Annotated in this window: 16 protein-coding genes and 1 tRNA gene; 4 read left to right on the top strand and 13 right to left on the bottom strand. The window is 69.1% G+C overall.

Annotated features, from left to right (window positions below; genetic code table 11):
- Window positions 1-2: 2 nt before the first annotated feature.
- From DB32_RS02235 to DB32_RS02225, 4 genes are read right to left on the bottom strand one after another with little or no spacing between them, the layout of a single operon-like run.
- Complete coding sequence (locus tag DB32_RS02235; protein ID WP_157068621.1) at window positions 3-6,239, bottom strand: hypothetical protein; 6,237 nt, start codon at window positions 6,237-6,239, stop codon at window positions 3-5.
- A gap of 22 nt (window positions 6,240-6,261) precedes the next feature.
- Complete coding sequence (locus tag DB32_RS47890; RefSeq protein WP_075097427.1) at window positions 6,262-7,524, bottom strand: formylglycine-generating enzyme family protein; 1,263 nt, start codon at window positions 7,522-7,524, stop codon at window positions 6,262-6,264.
- Window positions 7,517-8,869, bottom strand: a complete 1,353-nt coding sequence (locus DB32_RS46280) for a matrixin family metalloprotease (RefSeq protein WP_157068620.1) — start codon at window positions 8,867-8,869, stop codon at window positions 7,517-7,519. Before DB32_RS46280 ends, DB32_RS47890 begins: the two co-directional genes overlap by 8 nt.
- Window positions 8,866-9,351, bottom strand: coding sequence for a hypothetical protein (locus tag DB32_RS02225; RefSeq protein ID WP_157068619.1), 486 nt, complete (start codon window positions 9,349-9,351; stop codon window positions 8,866-8,868). The genes DB32_RS46280 and DB32_RS02225 overlap by 4 nt, the downstream gene beginning before the upstream one ends.
- Before the next feature lie 229 nt (window positions 9,352-9,580).
- Between DB32_RS02225 and DB32_RS46275 the strand changes: the two genes are divergently transcribed.
- Window positions 9,581-10,303 carry a hypothetical protein gene (locus tag DB32_RS46275; protein WP_157068618.1) on the top strand — a complete coding sequence of 241 codons (723 nt, stop codon included), beginning with the start codon at window positions 9,581-9,583 and terminating at the stop codon, window positions 10,301-10,303.
- 63 nt (window positions 10,304-10,366) lie between these two features.
- Here DB32_RS46275 and DB32_RS02215 read toward each other — a convergent pair whose 3' ends face one another.
- A complete protein-coding gene (locus tag DB32_RS02215; RefSeq protein ID WP_053230760.1) occupies window positions 10,367-11,971 on the bottom strand; it encodes a PDZ domain-containing protein in 1,605 nt (534 codons plus the stop codon).
- Window positions 11,972-12,072: 101 nt separating this feature from the next.
- On the opposite strand from DB32_RS02215, the gene DB32_RS02210 reads away from it, so the two are divergent.
- Window positions 12,073-12,145: transfer RNA gene (locus DB32_RS02210), tRNA-Ala, on the top strand.
- 296 nt (window positions 12,146-12,441) lie between these two features.
- On the opposite strand, the gene DB32_RS02205 is transcribed toward DB32_RS02210, so the two are convergent.
- Window positions 12,442-13,035: a peptidoglycan recognition protein family protein gene (locus tag DB32_RS02205; protein WP_053230759.1), complete on the bottom strand. Its 594-nt coding sequence runs from the start codon at window positions 13,033-13,035 to the stop codon at window positions 12,442-12,444.
- A gap of 159 nt (window positions 13,036-13,194) precedes the next feature.
- On the opposite strand from DB32_RS02205, the gene trxB reads away from it, so the two are divergent.
- On the top strand, window positions 13,195-14,148 hold the full coding sequence (trxB, locus tag DB32_RS02200) for a thioredoxin-disulfide reductase (RefSeq protein ID WP_053230758.1): 954 nt from the start codon (window positions 13,195-13,197) through the stop codon (window positions 14,146-14,148).
- 85 nt (window positions 14,149-14,233) lie between these two features.
- Window positions 14,234-15,664, top strand: coding sequence for a carotenoid oxygenase family protein (locus DB32_RS02195; RefSeq protein WP_053230757.1), 1,431 nt, complete (start codon window positions 14,234-14,236; stop codon window positions 15,662-15,664).
- A 4-nt stretch (window positions 15,665-15,668) separates the two neighbouring features.
- Here the strand turns inward: DB32_RS02195 and DB32_RS02190 are convergent, their stop codons facing one another.
- The 7 genes from DB32_RS02190 to DB32_RS02160 form a co-directional block, all read right to left on the bottom strand.
- Entirely contained in the window at window positions 15,669-16,016 is a 348-nt protein-coding gene (locus tag DB32_RS02190) for a PilZ domain-containing protein (protein WP_053230756.1), read from the bottom strand.
- Window positions 16,013-16,726 carry a hypothetical protein gene (locus DB32_RS02185; RefSeq protein ID WP_157068616.1) on the bottom strand — a complete coding sequence of 238 codons (714 nt, stop codon included), beginning with the start codon at window positions 16,724-16,726 and terminating at the stop codon, window positions 16,013-16,015. The genes DB32_RS02190 and DB32_RS02185 overlap by 4 nt, the downstream gene beginning before the upstream one ends.
- Window positions 16,723-17,049: a hypothetical protein gene (locus DB32_RS02180; protein ID WP_053230754.1), complete on the bottom strand. Its 327-nt coding sequence runs from the start codon at window positions 17,047-17,049 to the stop codon at window positions 16,723-16,725. The genes DB32_RS02185 and DB32_RS02180 overlap by 4 nt, the downstream gene beginning before the upstream one ends.
- A 70-nt stretch (window positions 17,050-17,119) precedes the next feature.
- Complete coding sequence (locus DB32_RS02175; RefSeq protein ID WP_053230753.1) at window positions 17,120-17,653, bottom strand: hypothetical protein; 534 nt, start codon at window positions 17,651-17,653, stop codon at window positions 17,120-17,122.
- Window positions 17,654-17,727: 74 nt separating this feature from the next.
- Entirely contained in the window at window positions 17,728-18,753 is a 1,026-nt protein-coding gene (locus DB32_RS02170; protein ID WP_240481150.1) for a bifunctional riboflavin kinase/FAD synthetase, read from the bottom strand.
- Window positions 18,710-19,738 carry a hypothetical protein gene (locus tag DB32_RS02165; protein WP_157068615.1) on the bottom strand — a complete coding sequence of 343 codons (1,029 nt, stop codon included), beginning with the start codon at window positions 19,736-19,738 and terminating at the stop codon, window positions 18,710-18,712. The genes DB32_RS02170 and DB32_RS02165 overlap by 44 nt, the downstream gene beginning before the upstream one ends.
- Window positions 19,739-19,818: 80 nt before the next feature.
- Window positions 19,819-22,026: a hypothetical protein gene (locus tag DB32_RS02160; RefSeq protein ID WP_157068614.1), complete on the bottom strand. Its 2,208-nt coding sequence runs from the start codon at window positions 22,024-22,026 to the stop codon at window positions 19,819-19,821.
- Between the last annotated feature and the right edge of the window lie 16 nt (window positions 22,027-22,042).

The following is a 22,042-nucleotide window of genomic DNA, read 5'->3' as shown; positions in this document are numbered from 1 at the left end:
CTTCAGCGGCGCTGTCGCGTCCAGAAGCGATAACGGAGAACGACCTGGACGTCTTCGACACCCGTGAGAGTCACGCCCGGCGTATCCCAGACGCGCAGGACGTAACTACCGGTCAACGGCCTACCGCGAAGCTGACGCTGCATGTACGGCTCCATCAGCGACTGATCAGCCGAGGAGATCGGGTTGGTCACGTATCGCTCGGCCGCGAGACCGCGCGCGTGCTCGATACGGCCGGTGTTGATCGGCGCTGCGTAGTTGTCGTCCCCGAAGTAGTTGAGCACGCGATGCTCGCCGTCGTGAATCAGCGTGTACGGGACCCAACCCGCGGAGTAGCAGAGGTCGGGGTCAGCGTGCGCCTCGCAATAACGAACGTTCGCCCCGACGAAGTTCACTCCGAGGGCGTCGACGCGGTAGTTGAAGTTTCCTTCCGCGAATCCACCGCTAGCGAGCGCCGAGCCGTTCCGGATTGCTTCGGCAGGCACGTCGAAGCGCGCCTCCCAGAAACATCTCAGTACGCCCGAGTCTCCCTCCTCACACGAATCGGCGAGACCCGTCGGGCAGAGCGTCTGGCAACGTCGAGCCCAGCGGAGCTCGCTGCCCGGGCCTACGTCACACACCGGAACCGTGGCCCGCCCTGCCTCCTCGGTCTCGACGTAGAAGCCCGGAGGGTGGTCCGCGATGGTTGCGTTGGCAGGCACCGTCGCGCCGACGTTCTCGATCATGGGCGCCGCGATGCGCCAGCGTTGTTCGGTGGTGAGCGCGGTGTTCGCCGCACGGAGCGCGAGGTACAGCGGCTCACCGGACGGCACTTCGACGACGAAGTACCGGCGCACCCATTCGGTTCCCGACGGCGCGGTCCCCAGCGCGCTGCGGGCTAGTACGCTGCCGTCAGCGTGCTCGATCTCGAACGGCGAGCTGGCGCCGGCCGGATCGCCGTAGACGAGTCCGCTGCCATCTGCATCGACAGCGTACCAGGACACTCGATATCGGCCGCTCGACAGTGCGAGTTGCTGGTTCAGGCGCGCCTGGCTGGTGTAGCCAATCGGAGTCGCCGGATCGCCGTCGTCCTGTGCGAACAGCACGTCGAATGCAGCGGCCGTCGCGAACTGCGGATGCCAGCTCGGTACGGGGCGTTCTTCCGGCGAGCCAGTGACGGGCGTGACCGCGACGCACGACGTGGTCGACGTGCAGCCGCTCACCTCCCAGAGCGGCTCCGGTTCGACATCAGGAGCGTCCGTTGGCTCGAGCGGGTACGTCGCGTACTCGAGATGGCCAGTGTAGGCGAGAAGGTTCGGCACGTTCGAATCGCAAGCCCCGAGCCCTCCCGACGACTCGTGCCGCAACGAGATCACGGTCGTGTCCGTCGCATCCTGGAACGGAAAATCGATTCGATACGACTCGACGAACGCCTCCAGGCGGTCGACGTAGTCGCCAACGTATTGGTCGGCGTAGTTTTCGTAATCGAGGTCGGTCGAATCGCGAAGACGCGAGTAGTCGATACCCGTGACGTCGCAGATCGTATCAGCCCACGTGCGGGGCGGCTCGACCAACGTCATCGGCTCCGAGAGCGAGTTCAGGTCGAGCCCGATCTGCTGCTCGATCGCGCGGCGGGCCAGGAATGCACTGCGGACGGCCTGGCGCAGCGCGCGGCGATATCGCGTCAGCGTCGTATTGTAGCGTCGGCGGTAGACCGTGTTGGTGCGGTAGGCCCTGCCGGTCTCGTCCATGTCGAGCAGGAGCATTCGTCCGACGCTGCGACGCCCGGTGCGACGGAGCGACGCGAGTTCGGCGGTTGCATCCTGCAGGTCGCCCACGGCGGTCGCAATGGCGGACTGAATGTCACGGAACGTCGCGATCCGCACTTCGATTCCGTCCTCGAGCTGGAGCATTTGCGACCGGGTCTCGGCGTTTTCGATCTGCGAAGACAGGCGGTTCTGCGCGATGATCGTAATCACGGTCGCGGCCGCGTTTCCGCACTGCGTGACCACGTTTCCCCATCCGGAATAGTCGCTATCCGGACCATTATTGCTCGCGATAAGCGCGGTCATGACGGAGCCCCCGCAGCTATTCAGCGCGTGAAAGATGTCGCGCGCCATAGTCAACTCCTGGGTCTCACGAATCGCGTTCGTCTGGATGATGAGGTTCTCCATCCGTTCGATGTCGCGCGCGAAGCCACGAAGCTCCTGAGCGAGTCGGGGCATGTGCATAGACATGTTCTCGAGACCTCGGCGGAGCTGATCCACGGCAACTCCGTAGGAACCCCTCGCCACGTCGAAGCCCCCGCCTCCGTCAGCGCTCAGGCCGCGCAGCGCGCCGCGCGGGACGTTCGGAATCACCGCCCGCTGCGCGCGATCCTGAATCGTGAATCCGACGCAGTTCAGGTATGCACGAACCGCCGGCAGGTCGGCGACCGTCGATACACGCGGTGGTGGGCGCGAGGGATCGCACGAGGCGGTCTCGGACTGATCGAGCTCGCACGCCAACTCGAGCGCGTCGCGCAGGTCTCGGGCGGTCAGCCCTCTCGCGAAAGATCCCGATCGCGGTGCTTGCGACCAGTTGCCGGCGATCGCGACCTCGCTTTCGTCGACGTCGTGGAACCAAGTCGTCAAACGGTCGATCCGCTCGACGTCCCGGCCGAGCACGACGTCGCCGTCCTCCCATTCATCTTCGAGCACCCGAGCGTAGGTCGAGCGCCCGAAATGTTGGAAGTCGGAGAGGCGAGGAGTCGAGTCCTGGGCCACGACCGCGGTTCCACGCGCAACACCTTCCCACATATACGGAACGATCGAGTCGGAATCATCGCCACGATACTCACGTCCGGGGTCGGCGCTCGCGTGACGACGTGCGTCGAACACGATGAAACGCCTCGGGTCCTGCTGGCCGCAGGTGACGGGCCGCTCGCGCCATGTGCCGTTTGCGAGGAGCGTGGTCCACAGCGAAGGTGCAGTGCCCGTGCTGGAACGACAGTACGTGCTCCCGTAGTAGGTCCGAGAGCCCAGACAGGTGCTCGTCAAATCGTCGGAGTAGCAGCTACTGCCGGCGTTCACCGCGCTCCAGATCGTGTACTGCCCTCCACCGATATCGCCGGGCGCGTCGATCCAGCTCGGAGCATTTTCGGGACGCGGCGATGTGCCCGAGCCACGATGGTCCGCGAACGACGGAGCGAAGTAGTTGGACATCGACGCGCCGGTCGAGATCTTCAGAGCGAGAACGGCGCGTGCGAGTCGATCGTTGATCTCCGCGCGGGCATGGGCGTCAGCGCAGTCGATCGTCTGGCAGAACAGACTCTCACTGTCGCATGTCGCCGCCCTGACGTCGGAATGGCAGGGCCATGCAGGCAGCGGCGCCGCAGCCATGTCCATCGGCTCGTTGAGCCCGGAGAACACGCGACCGGTGCCAGCGTACGACCTCATGCCGGGAGGCGTCCACGTCACCCGATCCACCGTCAAATGGCTCAGATCGGGCGGTTCCGCAGCCCACCCCACGCGCGACGCGAGCAGACGCAGGTGTTCGAGATCGAACGTGCTGCTCTGGCGGAGTCGTTCGAGATCCGCGTCCGTCGCGACGCGGGTCCGCAGCGACCGCAAGACGTCGCAATCCGCCGGGTTCTGCACCCCCGGCTCGTACTGCTCTTCGATCGTGTCCGGAATCACGCCGATCGTGTCGGAGACCGACACGAAGCTGTAGCCGGCGGGCAGCGTCAACCCAGGCGGCGCAGAGCTCGCACAGGTGCCCGCTCTCATGACGAACGGACACGGGGTTGCGCGGCCCTGCAGCCCGCCACCGCAGAACACGCCCGTCGAATCGTGGCGCCACATGCACAGGGGGTCCGGCCCGAGCGCGACGAATGGGACCACCTGGTCAGCGTCCTCGCCGAGGCACTCGGCCAACTGCTGCGCTCGCGGGTCATTCAGGCTCTGCAGGTAGCGAACCGGATCGACGCCGCACCGACCATTGACGCACACGCCTCCGCGGATCGTCGCGCAGCTCGCGTCCGTGGTGCACGTCGTCGAGGGCGCTCCACCGATTCCGCTGCTCCCAAACGTCAGGAGATCGGGCGCGACACCGCATTGCGCCTCGAGCTGGTCCGCGGCCCCTTCGACGATCCCCTCGATCCCGAGACCGCTGGTAAGAAGCGCTTCCCCGAGCTCGTCGGCACGGGTCGCCGCATTGCGAGCCAGCGTGAGATAGTGCCGCCAGCTGCTCTCGTACGCGTCTCCATCCTCGCTGAGCTGATCCTCGAGCGGAATGCGGGCGGACCGGAGGTCACCGGTACAGATGACCTCGGCTGAATCGCAGCTCTCCTCGTCGGGTGCCGTCACGCTCAGCGCGATCTGCTCCACGAGCGGCACGACAGGCTGCATCACGTCCGTCGCCGTCGTCGTCGCGGTCGTCCAGTCGATGACCACGGGCGCGATGAGCTCGTACGCGCCGGGCCGCTTCGCGGCGGAGCCGGGACGACGGCGCAGCACGTACAGCGGCGTCTCCGCGACGTTGCCGAGATCGAGTTGGTGGCGGGTCTCGAAGCCGTAGTCGGCATAGGTGAGACTCTGCGTCGTGTACCCGAACGTCTCCTCGTGGTCGGCGAGCGCACAAGGCTCACCCTCGACTGCCCCAGTGGTCGCGCACGACACACCGGCGTCGCCTCGAACCACCAGGAGCTCGGCCTGCGTGAAGTCTCCATACACCGACACTTGCGCGAAGTGCGTCGGGGGTACCGACGTGTCGTTCCAGTACGAGACGCGCACGCGCCACGGACGGTCGCGATTGGCAACTGCCGCCAAGGCGTTCAGCGAGGGATGGTTGCCGACGGTAGAGTACCGAGTGATCTCGGACGCGACCGTCGCCGCCCAATCGACGAAACCTGCCACGCTTCGCCGCGCATACGCGCGCGTGGGAGTGTTCAGATCTCCGTAATTCCCGAGCGCTTCCGGCGATCCCATCGCACCGAATGCTCGCGCCGCGTGAACGGAGCCGAGCGAACGTGGCGGACGGGTGGTTGCCGAGTAGTACGTGAACTCCGGGAGCGTCGGGCTGCCGTCCGCCTGTGCCGTGAGGACTGGGGTGTACGTCTGCGTCGTCGTGCGCGCGAATGCCGCCGCCTGATCGGAAACCCGCGCGCGTGCGAGCGAGAAGTCGCTCTCGGTCGTGCCCGTGATGGCCAGGAACTCCGAAGAGGCCATGCTCGCCCAGGAGTCATCACCCATCCGCTCGGCAATTCGCTCGCGCATCGGGCCGCCCGGAAGAGGAATTCCACCCAGGGGCGTGGCGCCGGTCCAGAGCTGCTCGAACCGATAGTCTTCGCGGTTGCCGAGCACGTCGAGCTGGATCCCAGAGAGCTGAAGGAAGCCGAGCGCAAACGGGAACCGCGGGCGTTCGAGCGCGGGAGTCGAGTCCGCGCAGACACCGGTCTCGGTCGAACGTACTTCCGTACGGGCACCCAGCAGGAAGTCAGCGACTCGATCGTACGAGAGGACGGGACCGTGCCACCGCATCCAGAGCGCATCACCCGTGGAAGGCTCTCGAGCGAAGTGACTGTCAGCAACGGCGATGTTGTCGGCCGACGCGCCCTCGGCGGCTTCCCATACGGTCTCGTAGGCCTCGACGAACGTGCCTGCGAGCGACTGACCCACGGTGAAGTTCGGCTCCTCCCTCGATCCAAGGATCAACGCGAGATCTTGCACGGCGCAGGTGCCGATTGGTTGATAGCCACCCCCCGCGCGACGAAGCGCTTCTCCCGACACGATGGAGGCTTCTCGGGCCTGAACGATGGCCTCTTCACGCAACGCGGCGTTCACGGCACGCGTCTGCGGCGGTACGCGGTAGTTGCCCACCACCGTCTCCGAGAGATTGTCCGCGATCTCCAACAGCTTGTTGGCGGCACAGATTCGGATCTGCGCCGCACACGCCATTGCCGTGCACGACGTCCACGCGGCCTCGGGAACGCTCGCTGTACCGCAGCTCGCGAGAGCGCCCCCCGAAGTGGCGACTTTGATGTCACCTTGGCAAGCTACGTGGATTTCCTCGATGAGATCGGGCTGCGTGGGCGAATGCAGCTCGAGGAGAGCCTCGGCCCCCTCGCCGTCGATGACCCTCACCCGCTGCATCTCGCGCAACCGCCTGGAGAGAGCCGCCTGGTCAGGTGGCTGATCGCGCAACGAGAGGTCGTCTTCACCCCCGTGCGCGCAGCTGGCTGCGAGCACTGCCAAGAGCACGCCCCACTTCGCTCTTCCGTTCATCGCTCCTGCTCCCAGCCCTTCGTTAGGGCGCGGTTCGGACACAGCGGAAAGTCGTCGGCTCGCGCGGCTCGCCTGGCGGGCGACCTTGCCGCTGCGACACGTGGTGTTGCCCGTAGCTCCCATGATTGCGCGAGGAGCCTCGGACCACGCGAGCACTCCCGGTCGCCGGGCCCTGCGGATCGATTTCTCGCGAGCTCGGATCGTCGTAGTACGTCTCCGAGTACCAATCAGCGGTCCAGTGATATGCCGCACCGATGAGCATCTCGACGCCGTAGCTGCTGCGGCTCTCCGGCATCGAGCCGACCTCGGCGTCGACGTACGGCGCCCGCCCGGCGGGCACGGAGTAGCCGGGGCATCCGAGCGAAGGAAGCACCGAGCACCGGAACTCGTCGACGTCCCAGGTATATCGCTGCGACCGCGGAGCCGGGCCGCGGGCGGCTTTTTCGTACTCCGCCTCGGTAGGCAGTCGTCGAGCGCCGTCCCATGCGCAGAACGCGGAAGCCTGGTCCCACGTGACGCCTTGGACGGGATGCGCGCCACGACTGACGTCCTCGTAGCTGATCAGACCCGTGGACGTCAGAGGCGCAGTGCAGCCGCCCGCAGCGACGCATGCGCGATATCGCGCATTCGTGACCGGGAACTGATCGATGTAGAAGCTCGAGATCTCCACCGTCGAGACGGTGCTCGCAGATGGGACCTCGGGATGGCCACGCACGAATGGCCCGCCCGGAATGCAGATCTCCTCGTGCCCTCGGGGTGAAGACCGCGGGAGATCTCCGCACGGATCGACGCACCGGTCCGAGATGTCCTGCCACGCGCACGTCGACGTGCAGCGTTGCGCGATCGCGAGCCCCCCCGTGCAGCTCGGAGAGCTTGTCATCCGTTCCGTGCCGGCCACGCACTCGCCATCCGGCGTCTCGAGCTGCCACTCGCGCCAAGTGCAGTGCTCGTCACACGAACGCGTCGAGATGCCGCAGAGCTCGTTCTGCGCGGTTTCGGTCGAACCTGGGACGCATTCTTCGTCGCTGGAACAGACGCCCTGATCGCGCCAGATTCGTTCCGCGCTGCACAGTTGCGTCATCGTACCCGCACCACAGCGGCCGCAGCCGGTGGTCCGCAGCTCACCAGGAGTCGAGCACTCGGTCGAGCCCCCCGAGTCGCTTGCATCGTTCCCGTGCGCCTCGCCGCCGTCGCCCGACGAGGCGTCGAGCTCGAAGGATTCCCCGCCACAAGCCGACGAGAATGCGCAGGCCAGCAACAACCACCATCCGCGTCCGTCAGGCATCGATGGATCTCCGGTGGGCCCGCCGCCGCGCGAGTCGACGCGAGCCATGCCACGAAGCAAGAACGAGGGTCCAGAGCAACCACTGGCGCGACGAGGACGCTCCCGCCGACATCGCGACTGCGCATCCGCCACTTCGCGTCGGCGCACAGACGCCAATGCCTTCCACGAGCTCGCAGGCGTAGCCACGCGGGCAATCGCCGTCGGCAGCGCAGCCATCGGTGCAGGTCGCAGTCGCGCCGCGCTCCAGGCAGAGTCGTGAGTGACAATCGCCCGGCACGCCGCACGAGTCGCCGAAGACTCCTGCAGTCGGCTCGCACGACTCACTCGACGAGGCGCAGACCCAATCGGTAGGGCAGGACACTCCGTCGCCGCACGGAGCTGTGCAGTAGCCGTCGGTCGCGCACCTCCCGGAGCGACACTCGTCCGACGTTCCACAGGGTTGGCCCAGCGCGCGTCCGGGCTCCGTGGAAGAACAGCTCGCATCGCAACGTTCGCCGCACGATGCGCAGGGATCGGGAACGCAGCCCACGGAGCTGCACGTGAATCCGACTGGGCATCCCGCAGTGGCACACGACGGCACGCACGCCCCATCCACGCAACGCGCGCCGGCGTCGCAGTCGGAGTCGAACGCGCACCCGCTCGACGGGTACAGCGAGCAGAGACCCGCCACGTCATCGGCCGCCAGCGAGCGCGCATCCGGACCACGATAGAACGGATACATCACGACGTCGGCGAATGCGTCGTCAGCCGCGCAGAGCGGCGCTCCTCCGCCCCCATCTTCCTCGCACACGTGCGAGAGTCCGAGGAAGTGTCCGAACTCGTGAACGGCAACCGCTCGAACGTCGCGCGCGTCGACCGGTGTCAGGTCGTGCGCCGACCAGTCGAAGTCCGAGTCGTTGAAGAGGATGTCGGCTTCGACGATGTGCCATGTGCCGTCCGCGGCACGTTCGTAGAGGATGTCAGTCGTGGCGGCCACGTCGCTCGAGAGTCCGAGCTCACGCCAGTCGCCTCGCAGCCACGCAATCGTGTTGCGACGGTCTCCCGAAGCGGCGGCGACCGACGTGCGACCAGCGGGGTCGAGCGCGAGGCGGCTGCAATCAGCTGTCCAGGCGGCGCTCCCCTCGCGTACCGACGCGAGCATGTCCTCCAGGTCGAAGCCTTCAGGAGGCACGTCATACGTGCTGTACCGGACGCCGGAGTCGAGCCACACGACCCGCTCGGCCCCGTCGAACCCGCCAAGCTCCGCGACTGTCCGATACGCGCGTGCCGATGTGGGAGTGAGCAACGCGAGCGACACTCCAATCGCCAACGTGAGCTCGGGCAAACGTCGAGTCGCGATGCTCAAGGCCGCCTCGAGACAGCGAGCAGCACGCGCGACCGAAGGACTCCGACGTCAATCCGGCCGGTGCTGGCATCGACGATTCCGTCACGAATCCACGGCGCGGCGGATCCCGAGTCGGAGATCACCCACTTACCCCGGCCCATTCCGGTCAACCAGAGTGCTCCTCGCGACCGGAAGAGGAACAGGGCAACGCGTTCCCCTTCGCGGAACGTGGCCTGACTCGGGACGAGGCGCGCGGTGTCACCGATCCGTCCGCCGTGGACCCACAGCTCCAGAAGTCGTTCGTTCTCGCCATGGAGCGTCTCGGTCACACGGACCACGGCACGCGTGTGGATTCCAGACTGTCCGGCGGGACCTTGATCGTGGCAGTCGACCAGCTCGACCTGGCCGAGCACCACGATGTCGCTTGCTCGCGCCAGCTCTTCGATCGTGACGTCGTCGAACGTCGTCGCGGTCGCGCTCGACGCCGCGAACACCACCGCCAACGCGAGTGGAAGGGCTAGCTGACAGCGTTTCGTACGACTGCGCGATTCCACGGGCCGCTACGCTGACACGCCCGGGAGCCCGGCGAAACCCGGTAGAGCATTACCGGGTATCCCCGGGGTCGGCGCTGGATGCGTCGCGGTCGAGCTCGGTACCCGTCCGACGCGTGCGCTTCCCTTCTTGCAGCGCGCGCGCGAAAAAGCGCAACATGTCCACATACGAGGTCACACGATGTCGATGCCGCAGGCCGAGCGCCGTGAAGACACCGCGAGTGTTTTCGCCCGTGTCGCGATGGAGGTGCCGCCACCACCCGCCCCGGAAGTCGTCTTGGGCGTGGTTGGGCTCGGACGTGACGCGGTCGGCGCTCTGCGCGCGCTCGGTCCGATGGCCGTTCGAAGCTGCACGATGGACGACACCGACGTCGCAGCGTTGATCGTCGCCCCCGCTGCCGATCTCGGTGCTTTCGAAGCACTGACGGCGCGTCGATCGCGTGGCGACGGGATCCCAGTGATCGCCACCAGCGTGCGAAGCGCGCTTGATGCAAACGTAGCGGACGCGATATCGCGCGCTGCTCTCCGGGCGGGCGCCTTCCATCTCTTGGCGCTTCCGGATCGTCCAGAGCTCGATGCGCTCGCAGCGTGTGCCCGTGCGTACGCGATGAAGGCGCCACAGCTGCGCGATACCTGGGTACGAGACCGTCTCGCTCCGTGGATTCGTGCTTCGCTCCGTCCGCTCGGGATCACACCACGACGTGCTGAGGTGATCGCGCATCATGCCCTCGGTGCAACGCGCAAGCCCATTGCCGCCGCGATGGGAATTTCGCTCAAGCAGGTGGACGAGCTGATCGCACTCATTCACCGCGCGACTGGTCAGACGCGTCTGATCGATGTCGCCGCGCCGTTCGCGCGGGCACTCGGGCCCGTGCTTCACGGTTCGCCGGTGCTCGCGTCGTGAAGGCACCCGAGGCTGTGGGGTCCCGATCCATCGGCCGCATCGGTGCGCGCGGCAGGGTCGAGCTCACAAGAGCGCGTTCGCCGGCCGCGTCGGCTCCGCCGGGCGCGCCGTCGCGAGCCTCAGCGCGATCACCACCGCGGACGCGACGAGCACTTCCGCGATCGCGCGCTCGATCTCGCGCGGGACGTCCATCTCCATCCATCCGAGCGCGCCGAGGATCGCAATCATCGCGACTGCGAGCGTGGCAATCGCGAGTGCGATCCACGACAGGCGCCCTCCGCGATCTCGCGCTCTCCGCAACATCGATGCTGCGAGCGCTGCAGTCGCCGCGTATCCCACGCTGCCGATCCACGCCAGTCCGGGGCGCACGTCGCCGATCGCACCGTGCGCGGCTTCGCCACCCGCGAGCGCGATCACGGCACACGAGGCGAGCGCAGCGAGGAACACGTCGTCGAGCACACGTCGCCGATCGTGCTCGCTATCGAGCACCGGCCCGCACGCCGCCGCGAGCGCGACGAGCACGATCGCGAGCGGGCCCGTCGGGCTGCGCAGCGCGAGCCAGTCCCACGGCCACGGGCCCTGCGCGGCTTCGATCGCGGCGGGATCGGTCGTGCCGATCGCGAGCGTCGCGACTCCGAGCGCGACGACGATCGCGATGGCGCCGCACATCGCGCGCATCGCCGCGACGATCCGCGGGCGTGACCCCGACGCGCCGAGCACCAGCGACGCACCACGCCCGGCGACGATCGCGAGCAGCGCCGCATCGAGGCCGAGCGAAGGCAGCGCGTCGAGCGCGGCCCGCAGACCGAGCGCGATGGCGATCGCAACGCCGACGTTGAACCAAGGAACGCGCCGCGACGTCGGCGCGAGACGATCGATCCACGTCGCGCCCGGTCCGAGCAGCACGATCGCGAAGAGGGCGATCAACGCGGCGAGCTGCGACCAGAGGATCGCCTCGCGCGGGACGCGCTCTTCCCATCCGTCGAGCGACACGCGCACCACGAAGGGCGCGGCCTCGCCCTCGCGCGCGACGCGCAGGTCCATCGACGCCTGGCCCACCGCCGGCACGAGCTCTTCGGGCGCGAGCAAGTTGAGCCCGTCGATCGAGAGCAGACGGTCGCCCTCGGCGAGACCGGCATCGTCGGCACGGCTCCCACGCGCAACCCGCGCGACCATGAGCCCGATCCCGTCGTCCTCGCGCGGCGCGAGCTCGAGCCCGAGCCGCGCGAGCACGCTCGTGTCGGCATCGCCGCTGACCTCGCGCGGAACGAGATCGATCACCGCGTCGTCGAGCGTGCCCACCACCGAGCCACGATCGAGCGCGCCCGCGCCGAACGCGACACGGATCGAACCACGGAAGGTGCCGCGGCCTCCGAGCCGCCGCAGCGACGCGGCGGGCATCGGCAGCTCGACGCGATCGCTCGAGATCGCCTCACCGTCGAGCGAGACGTCGATGGCGCGCGCGGGATGCCCCGGTCGATGCAGCACCCCGCGGAACGTGACGCGCGCATCGCGGCCGGCGGGAAACCCGCTTCCGCGTAGCACGAGCCGGTGGCCCGGCTGCACACGATCGGGCGAGGCGCTGCCGACGTGGAGGAGCTCGGCCTCGATCGGTCGCGAGCACGCGAGCGTCACGAGCGCGACGATCACGAGGCCGAGAGCGCGCATCCGCACGGCCGGACTGTCGTCGCGTGTCGCGCGACTGGTCAACAAACCCGCGCGAGCGTTTGACCCCGCCGAACGCCCCTGCTACATCGCGCCTCCTTCCTGGGGTCGTAGCTCAGCTGGGAGAGCGCCTCGATGGCATCGAGGAGGTCAGGGGTTCGATCCCCCTCGACTCCATTACTGGTGTGCGGGTCCCCGTCCGCACGGTTCGGTTCGAGCAGTGACGGTGGGGCGTCCGCCGCGGCGATCGTGCTCGGAGGCGCCGGCCCGCACGGGCTGCCGCTCTCGTTCGGTGCGCGGATTCGTCGTCGACCAGGCTCGTCCCGTCCGCACGGTTCGTGTCGCGCAGTGACGGTGGGACGTCCGCCGCGGTGAGCGTGCTCGGAGGACGGCGGCCCGCACGGGCTGCCGCTCTTGTTCGCGCGGGAGGCCGCTCACCACGACCTGCGCGCTCTCGAGCGGCGCGCGACCGTTCAGCCGTCGGCTCGGCTCCTCAGGCCGCGCACGACGCGATGGAGCGATCGGCCGGGGCACGCGGTGTGCGCCCCGTCGATCTCACCGTGGTCGAAGACGCGCGCGCCCTCGATGCGGAAGCGCCGCTGCAACGACGCGACGAGCTCCCTCAGCGTCGCGAGCTGCCGCCGCGTCGGAGCGGTCTCCTCGAAATTGCCGACGAGCACGATCCCGATCGCGACCTCGTCCCAGAGCGCGCGCGTGCTCGTGTCGCGGAGCCGGGACGCGACGTGCGCGCCGGGCTGCTGCCGAGTCCAGCGCGGTCCCACTTCGATCTCGCCGTCGCCGAGGCCGTGGCCGTTCCCGATCACGAAGTGATAGGCCAAGCCGCGCGGCATGTGGCGCACGCCGCGGTGGTACGCGTCCATCGAGGCGGCGTTGCCCTCGGACGACGCGCTGTGGTGCACGATGATCGCGGTCCACGGACGCGCTCGCACACCCGGCGCGCGGATCAGCGCGCCGACGTCGCGGCCTCGCGGGAACTCCTGCGCGTGAGCCGCCGTCGCCGCGAGGACGAGCGAGAGGACGGCGATCGCCGGCATCGTCGAGCGCATCCGCGGATCATCCGACGCGCCCGCCGCGCGGAGCCAATTCCGCGCACCCTCGCGAGCCCGGAGGGCAGCAACGACACGGTGTGCGCCACCAGCCCGGGCTACACTTGCACCCCCGCGGCGCGCGCCTCAAAAGCGCCGGAGGCAAAGAAGAAGACGGACATGAAGACCCACAACGTCGTGATCATCGGCTCCGGCCCCGCGGGCCTCACCGCCGCCATCTACGCCGCGCGCGCGAACCTCAAGCCGCTCCTCATCGAAGGCGCGATCATCGGCGGCATCCCCGGCGGTCAGCTCATGATCACCACGACCGTCGAGAACTATCCGGGCTTCCCCGAGGGCATCACCGGCCCCGATCTGATGGCGAAATGGCGCGCGCAGGCCGCGCGCTTCGGCACCGAGATCATCACGGCCGACGTCGATCGCGTCGACTTCTCCAAGCGCCCCTTCGAGATGTGGTGCGGTGACGATCACTACCGCGCGCAGTCGGTCATCGTCGCGACCGGCGCGAAGGCGAAGTGGCTCGGCCTCGAGAGCGAGCACAAGCTCGAGAACCGCGGCGTCAGCGCGTGCGCGACGTGCGACGGCTACTTCTTCCGCAACCAGGACGTGTGCGTCGTCGGCGGCGGCGACACCGCGATGGAAGAAGCGCTCTACCTCGCCGGCCTCTGCAAGAGCGTGACGCTCATCCACCGCCGCAAGGACTTCCGCGCGTCGCGCATCATGCTCGAGCGCGCGCAGAAGCACCCGAAGATCAAGTTCCTCCTCGACACCGTCGTGACCGAGGTGCTCGACGTCGAGAAGAACACCGTCACCGGCGTGCGCGTGAAGAACGTCGTGACCGGCGAAGAGATGGTCTACGACACGCAGGGTCTCTTCGTCGCGATCGGGCACCAGCCGAACACGCAGTTCTTCCAGGGCCAGCTCGACATGGACGAGAACGGCTACCTGAAGACGAAGCCCGGCACGACGCGCACCAACATCGAAGGCGTGTTCGCCGCGGGCGACGTGCAGGACCACGTGTACCGTCAGGCAGTGACCGCCGCGGGCACCGGGTGCATGGCCGCGATCGAGGCCGAGCGCTGGCTCGCCGCGCACGACCTCGTGATCCACTGACGCATCCGCGGCGGCTGCGCGGACGAGCGCGCGTCTGCTCCGAACGAGGGCAGACGCGCGTTCCGTGGTGCGCCATCCTGCACGGATGCTCCCGACCGCGACCGCGCCTTCGATCTCCGAGCCGAGCCCCTCGCTGCACGACGATCGCGCGACGCACCTCGCGTACACGTCGAGCGTCCCGCGCGAGCACGGGTTCGAGCCGCTGCGCGTCGAAGGTCGTCTGCCCGACGGATTGCGCGGCACGCTCTATCGCAACGGTCCGGGGCTCTGGGATCTCTTCGGTCGCCCGTACTCGCACTCGTTCGAGTGCGACGGTGCGGTCGCCGCGGTGCGTCTCGGCGGCGGGAGCGCGCCCGCGCTCGGCGCGCATCGCGTCACCCAGAGCGAAGGCCTCCGCGAAGAGCGCGCGGCGGGTCGTCCGCTCTACGGCAGCAACGCCGCGTGGCGCACGCGCCTGTGGAACGGGCTGCGCCTCCGCGCGAAGAACACCGCGAACACCGCGCTGCTCTCGTGGCAAGGGCGGCTCTTCGCGCTGCTCGAGGCCGCGCGTCCGACCGAGCTCGATCCCGCGACGCTCGACACGATCGGGCCGAGCGATCTCGGCATCGAGAAGCTCGTCGCGTTCACCGCGCATCCTCGCGCGGTCGCGTCGCACCGCACGACGTACTCGTACGGCGTCGAGCTCGGACCGCGGCCCAAGCTCGACGTGCACGCGCTCCCGTGGACCGGCCCCGCGCGTCGCCTCACGCGCATCCCACTCGCGCACAACGTGATGATCCACGACTTCGCGGCGACCGAGCGGCACCTCGTCTTCTTCGTCGGCCCGGCCGAGCTCGTGATCTGGCGCGCGCTCTTCGCGGCGGGTGATTTCCGCTCGTTGTTCGAGTGGCGTCCGGAGCACGGCAGCGAGGTGATCGTCGTGCCGATCGCAGATCCGACGCGCGTCGTGCGGTTCTCGGTCGACGCGTTCTGGTCGTGGCACGTCGCGAACGCGTTCGAGCGCGGAGGCGAGATCGTGGTCGACCTCGTGCGCTACGACGACTTCGCGACGATGGACCAGCTCGGCGCGTCGGGCGCGCCGTTCGAGCAGGGCGTGCCGACGCGCGTCGTGCTCGATCCCGCGCGTCGCACGATGCGTCGAGATGCGCTCACCGACGCGCGCGCCGAGTTCCCGATGATCGACCTGCGCATCGCGGGCACGTCACACCGCACGATGCTGCTCGCGAGCGACTCGGGGCGGCGCAACGCGCTGCTGCGCCTCGACCTCGAGCGCGATCGACTGTCGCGCTTCGAGCTCGAGCCGGGAGAGCGAGCGTCCGAGATGGTGTTCGTCCCGCGCGAGAAGAACGCGCCCATCGACGACGGATGGGCGCTCTCGATGGTGTGGAGCGCGCGCACGAGCACGAGCCACCTGGCGATCCTCGATGCGTCACGCCTCGAAGACGGCCCGGTGGCGCGCGTGTTCTTCGATCACACCGTGCCGCTCACGTTCCACGGCGTGTTCGTCCCGAGCTGATCGATCACCCGGGATCGAGCTTGCCGAGGAAGCGCTCGAGCTGCGCGCTCTGCGCCGCCGAGACCTTCGCGAAGCGCACGCCCGCGATCCACGTGCCCGCGTCCTGCACCGCGGTCCACGCGACGATCGCCTTCGCCTCGAACGGGCTCTCGTCGGGATCCTCGATCCCGTCCTGCGTCAGGAAGAGCGTGACCGCGAGCTCGCTGCCCTCCTTCACCTCGCGATCGACGACCAGACCGACGCCACCGGCGGACACGTTCTGGGTCGACGCGACGATCGTCTCGCCGCGGATCTCCACCTCCGCGGCGAGCTCGACGGCGTAACGGCGATGCTTGCGGTTCTCGGCGCTCATCCACCCTCCGTGATCACGTCCTCGTCGGCTTCGCCCTCCTCCTCGAAAGCGTCTTCCGCAGGAGTCGCGCCGCGCGTGATCGACTCGGCCATCATCCGAGAAAAGGCCCCGCTCGTAAAGACGTCGAGCAGCGCCTCCGCCTCGATGATCCGCAGCTCGATCGCGACGTCGGTGGTGCCCGCGAGATCGCGCTCGAGCTGCAGCCGGCGGCGCTCGAAGTAGAGGTGTACGACCTGCGTCGCGATCTCGAGCCGGCGCTCCTCGAGGTGCCTCAGCTCGCGCATCAGCGACGTCTCCTCGCGCGCGAAGAGCAGTCGATCGAGCTGGAACGTGACGCTGCCCGAGAAGCTCAGCGAGTCGTCGCTCGACCACACGCTGCGCTCACCGGTCGTGCTCTGCAGCGCCGACAGATCGAGGGTCTGACCACGACGCACGTCGGCGCGCGTCTGGGGCAAGAGACCGGCGAGACGCGCGCGATCCGCGGCGTCGCGGGCGCGCCGCGGATCGAGCGCGGGCGCGTCGAGCACCGCGCGCACCAGCGCGTCGACGCTCGGCTCGTCGCGGTACCGCGCGAGCGCGGCGCGCACCCTCGCCGGGGTGATGCGAGCGCGATCGAGCGACTGCGCGGACGCGTCGTGATCGCGGGCGAAGAGGGCGAGCGTGATCGCGGCGATCACCACGATCACGAGGCCGGAGCTGCGCGCGTTCATCGCGGCACCTCGACCATCCGGCGCGCCCGCGCGAGCGCGTCGCGCCGCGCCCTCGCCTCCCACGCGCACGCCGCCGCGATGCGGCAGCGCGAGCCGCTCGTCACGACGAGCGGCGCGGGCGGCTCTTCCGCGCCCACGCTCGCGACGCCCTCGCCGTAGCGCCCTCCGAGCGACACGCCGACGGCCCACGACCATCTCGTGTCCGCGTCGTGATCGCTCGTCGCTCGCGCGCGCTCGATCGCGGTGCCCTCGATCGTCAGCGCCGGTGCGCTCTGCGCGAGCTCCGCGCATCCCATGCTCGTGATCGCCGCCAACGCGATCACGAGCGACCCTGATCTCGCTCGTCTTGATTGCATGCCCGCCTCGTACGTGCGGGACACACATCGCGCGACGTCAGCCGAGCGTTGCGTGATCGATCGCGACGATCTCGGAGTCGCCCTTCGCGAGGCCGATCGCGACGACGATCTTCTCGCCGGGCGCGCGCGGCGCGAGGACGATCGTGCCCTCGCTGCGCACCACGCCGTGATCGACGCGCTCGACGCGCGGCGCCTCGGCGTCCTCGGGCCACGAGACGCGCACGACGCGCAGGTGGATCTCGGCGCCCGACGGCGCGATCAGCTGCGCGCGCGCGATCGCGCTCTCGCGCACGCGCCACACGACGGCGAGCGTCTCGCCCTCGTCGAGCGTGACGCCCGCGAACTTCGCGTCGGCGAGCCTGGTCATCGTCGCGACGGGTAGCACCGGCTCGTCCTCGCGACGCGCGGTCGCCGGCGGCGGACGCTCGAGCCGGCGCTCCGGCGGCACCGGCAACACCGCGCGCACCGTGCTCGCCACCCGGCCCAAGAGCGACCGCGCGATCGAGAACGCCCCGGTGCGACTGCTCGGATCGCGCCCGCGCAGCACGTCGATCAGCGACTCTCGATCCATCGACTCCGCATTCGGCACGCCACGCCTCCGCGCTTCGTCCAGAAGCTCGGCCCAGGAACGTCGCTCGAGGTCCTTCAGAGGAGCCTCCACGTCGGCTCGTCGTCGACGAGCCGCGCGCGCGCCGCCTGGGCGTCCGTGGCGATCTGTGCCCGAAGTGCGTCGATGCCGTCGAATTTCTGCTCACCGCGCAGGCGCGCGACGAAGCCGACGCGCAGGCGCGCGCCGTAGAGGTCGCCGGTGAAGTCGAACAGGTGGACCTCGACCGAGCGCCCTGCGGCGAACGTCGGCCGCGTGCCGAGGTTGGCGACGCCGCGCAGCAGTTGCGGATCGCGCTGTGGCGCGATCACGCGCGCGACCACCGCGTACACGCCGTCGAGCGGCATGAGAACGGGGTCGCAGTCGAGGTTCGCGGTCGGGAAGCCGATCGTGCGGCCGCGACGAAAGCCCTCGACGATCGTTCCGTCGACCTCGTGCACGCGGCCGAGCATGCGCGTCGCGCGGTCGATCGCGCCCTCGCGCAGCGCCTCGCGCACTCGCGTCGAGCTCACGCGGCCGACGTCGGGGAGCTCGACCGGCGCGACCTCGGTCACGCCGAAGCCATGCGCGGAACCGAGCTCGCGCAGTCGATCGATCGTGCCGGTGCGACCCGCGCCGAACCGGAAGTCGGGCCCGACGATCACCTCGCGCGCAGCGAGCTCGTCGACGAGCACGTGCTCGACGAACTCGTCCGCGGTGCGCGCCGCGTACGCCGCGTCGAAGCGCGCGACCGCGACGTCGTCCGCGCCCGCCGCGCGCAGCAGCTCGATGCGCCGCGCGATCGTCGTGATCGGCACCGGCGCGCGCTCGGGCGCGAGCACGGCGAGCGGATGCGGATCGAAGGTGAGCGGAACGACGTCGAGGCCCGCACCGCTCGCCTGCGACATCGCGGCGCGCCGGCGGGCCTCGTCGATCAGCGCGCGGTGCCCGGCGTGCACACCGTCGTGGTTGCCGGGGATCACCGCGGTGCGTCGCCCTCGCGTCATCGGCGCCCGATGATGGGCGCCGTCGACGCGGGGGTCAATTCTCGGCGCAGATCGTGTGCCTCTCGAGCATGTACCCACCCGAGCCGGCGTTCGTGCGAGCGCGCCACAGGTACGCGCCTCCAGCTCCGCCGCACGCCGCGATCTCGCCGATCACGCCGCGGCCACTCAGGGAGCCTGCCCTGCCGAACGACGACCAATGGGCCTGCCGAGTGCCGTAGCGCGTGGCGCCAAACCCACCGCCCGGCCAGTAGAAGACCTCGAGCGTCGTCGGGTCGAGCCCCACGCTGTGCTCGAGGACGAGGTTGTCGGCGTCGATGTCGAAGTCGACGATCTCACCGGCCACGTCGACGTCGAAGAAGCCGAATGGCTGGAGAACGGAGTATCCGTTCGCGGCGATCGCGGGGTGGTGCATGCTGAAGCGCATCTTCGACGCGTGCGTCCCGCTCTGCACGACGCGTTCGATCACGACCACGCGGTCCCGAGTGCGATCGACTGCGACACGCCGTCGGCTGCCCGCCGAGATCGCGCCGTCGCGCTGCAGCGGGACGCTCCCGAGCCACGCGCCAGTCGACGAGTAGCCCGTGAGCGACGAGCCTCCGACGAGATAGATCGTCGCTCCGTCGCCCGAGACCGCGATGTCCTCGTTGGCCCAACCCGTCGAGGAGATCACTGTGGTGATCGCTGTCAGCGTTCCGAGCGCGTTGAACGTGAGACGCCGGACGCGCGTGCCGCCATCCGTCAGCGCCCACACCTCCCGGTTCGGCCCGGGCGCGACGGAGGTGAGGGAGAACCCGAGCTGCGGATCCGTCGTGCCCGGCCTGCGGCACTGTCCCGTTCCCATGCTCCCATCGACGTTCATGACCGTGCAGGTCGACGGAGTCGGAAAGAGGACGACCTGGTCGGGCTGCGCATCCGGCGACCTGAGGAGCGCAACCCGGGAGAAGTCGTAGACACCCGTGTGCGGCAGGTATGTCGCGACCGAGCCCGTGAAGTAGCCGCACGCTGCGAGTGCGAGCGCGAGCCCAACGACGATGGCGAAACCTATCCTGTTGTTGCGTGACATGGCCGTCTCCTTTGCACCATCCGCGGATGGCGCAGAGGAGAGTACCGCCGCGGGTCACACCCCACAACTCGCGGGCGAGATCAGCGCGGGCACGCGTCGCCTTCGGGATCCTGCTCGCACGCTTCCGCGATCTGGCAGCAACCCGCCGGCATCAGGAACGGCGTGCAGTGCGGGACGACGCGGTCGTCCTCGTCGATGTGGTAGTCGCCGTCGCCCGCGGCCGTGCCGCGGACGCGCATCTCGCGCGTGCTGCGGCTCGCTGCGGGATCCTGCGCGGGCACCACGGCCTCGGGGTACGGGTACGGAGCGGGCGCGGTCATGTCGAGGTCGAGATCCGGCGCGATGAGATCGCCCTCGTCGACCGCGCCGTCGCCGTTGATGTCCGTCGCTGCGCTGCGCAGCGGGCAGAGCGGCAGACCGCAGAACACGTCGAGCGTCGGCGGGCAGCACGCCGGGTTCGACACCGGCATGTACGCGACCGGGCTCGACTCCTCGCCGGTCGCCACACGCCGCGCGCGCTCGCACGCCGGGATGCCGTGGCCGGGATCGAACGACGCGGCCTGCTCGGGCGTGGTGTCGTCCGCGACGTCGACGATCGACCACGCGCCCGCGCGGCCCTGCTCGGGGAGCATCACCGAGCCGTCTTCGCCGCACAGCGGCAGCGAGCCATCGGCGCGCACGGGATCGAGCTGGTTCACCGCGCCGATGCGGTACGAGAAGTCGGGGCAGCCGAGCTCGTTCGGCACCGACCACGCCTGACCCGACGCGCTGCCGGAACAGATGCGCGGCGGCGCCATGGGATCCGTCACTGCCGCGGGGTTGTCGCGGCAGTGGGTGTTGCCGGTCTCGGTGCGACGCGGCGCGGTCATGTTGCAGATCGTCTCGCACGTCGCGGGATCACGCGTGCACGTGCTGAGGCACTGTTCGATCGCGTTCACGATCTGCGCGCCCGCGAGGCCGCTCAGCAGGTTGATGTCGTAGTTGCCGCTCGGCAGCTCCTGACAATCGACCCAGATGCGCTCGTACGTCTCCGCCGTGTTGCCGGGCGCGATGATCGGCACGCGGCACTCGCTCGGCATCTGCGGGTTCGTGATCATGACCGCGATCGGCGGAATGCCGGCGCGGACCTGATTGAACGCCTCGACCGGGAAGCCACCGGTCGTGAGCACGTTCTGCGTCGTCGGCGGGATCGAGCCGACGATCAGCACGTCGGGCAGACCGCTGCGCTGCTCGGCGGGCGTGCGCGCGCGGCGCACGATCGGCACCGGGAAGAAGTAGTTGATGCGCGCGGTGCCGAGGATCGGATGCGCGTCCTGCATGCCGTCGTTGTTCGCGTCGACCGGCGCGACGTAGAAGCCGTACGCCGGGCTGCCGAAGAAGTAGCTCCTCGAATCGATGCCGGCCGCGGTGAACGCGTTCTGCCACGCCGACGAGGGCCGCGCGCCGGGCGTCGCTTCGACGATCGAGTCGAGGCGCATGTTCGTGAGCGCGAGCAACTCCGCCTCACGGACGATCGGATCTTCGGTCGTGGGCAGCGTATCGCGGGAGTCGAGAGCGCGCGTCTGAGCCGCGACCTGGAACACCGGGCGCTCGGTCGCGACCGGAGCGCCGAGCGTCACCGCCACGCCCTCGACGACCTGACCGTTCGGGTTCTCGTCGATGTGCCCGAACGCGATGCGCTGGAACTGCGGCGGCACCGCCGTCGTGCTGATGAACGCGCCGCCCGCGACGTCACCCGCGGTCGGCAGGTTGCGCACGCTGAAGAACGGATTGAAGTCGCCGTCGTAATCGAAGAAGCCGCGGATCTGATAGGCAGTCCCCGGACAGCTCGGGTTCTCGGGATCCGGGTCGTCGCAGACGCCGCGGCCGAGCGCGAGCTCGGGCCAGATGAACGGGGCCGAGCGCATGATCGGCCGGCGATCCTCGGCCGTCGCGTCGACCGGCATGCAGTCGTTCAGCGAGAACATCGTCTCGCCGGGGATCGTCAGGAGACTCGTCGCGCTCGACGCGCTGCCGGTCGGCGGCGGCGGATTGTCGAACACGAAGAGCGTGAGGATCACGTTGCCGATGATCTCGGTCGGCTCTCCGGTGCCGTCGTCTCCCGCGCGCACGCAGTCGGGGCGCGGACCGACGTAGAGGACCGTCCCCTCGATCACGCCGGTCGGATCCGGCCCGGCACCGCCGTTGCGCCGCGACGTGTCGGTGTTCGGATCGTCGCAGCCGCCGACGAGGAGGCCGGCACTGAGCACTCCGACGCAGAGCGTTCCGAGGTGGGGAATCGAGCGCATGTGCTGGTGTCCTCCG

The organism is Sandaracinus amylolyticus (genome assembly GCF_000737325.1).
Taxonomy (GTDB): domain Bacteria; phylum Myxococcota_A; class Polyangia; order Polyangiales; family Sandaracinaceae; genus Sandaracinus; species Sandaracinus amylolyticus.
Note: the sequence above shows the minus strand (reverse complement) of the source record. Positions and strands in the feature narration are given on the sequence as shown.